The following is a 434-nucleotide window of genomic DNA, read 5'->3' as shown; positions in this document are numbered from 1 at the left end:
GACCTGGCTAATATGCCTTTAGAAGAACTTGGCCAATTGATTCAAAAGCTTGGACGGGGACGCTTCAAAGCACCCGAAGACTTAGCTAAAACAATCCAAAAAGCCATTCGATCGAGTTATCGTCTCTCTAAGGTCCATGCCCAATCCATTGATATCGTGCTGGCTGTCTTAGTCCGTGAGATTCGCTCGCTTGAAAAAGCAATCAAAGAGCTCGACAAAGGGATTGAAGATATTGTTCAAATCCTACCAGAATATCAGTGCTTAACTTCTATTCCTGGTATTGGTCCGGTCTATGCTGCTGGAATCATCGCTGAAATCGGACAGATTGAACGCTTTGATTCTCAAGCAAAAATTGCCAAGTACGCCGGCTTATCCTGGAAGGAAAATCAGTCGGGAAAACGATCGTCACAAAACACACCGATGATTCATCGGGG

Annotated in this window: 1 protein-coding gene; it reads left to right on the top strand. The window is 44.7% G+C overall.

The window, feature by feature from the left end; all coding sequences use genetic code 11:
- The coding region (locus tag HMPREF2811_RS10015; protein WP_141749315.1) for a transposase at positions 1 to 434 on the top strand (434 nt) is incomplete at both ends.

The sequence above is a fragment of the Globicatella sp. HMSC072A10 genome, assembly GCF_001811625.1.
GTDB classification, from domain to species: domain Bacteria; phylum Bacillota; class Bacilli; order Lactobacillales; family Aerococcaceae; genus Globicatella; species Globicatella sanguinis.
This window is presented reverse-complemented; position numbering and strand designations above follow the sequence as displayed.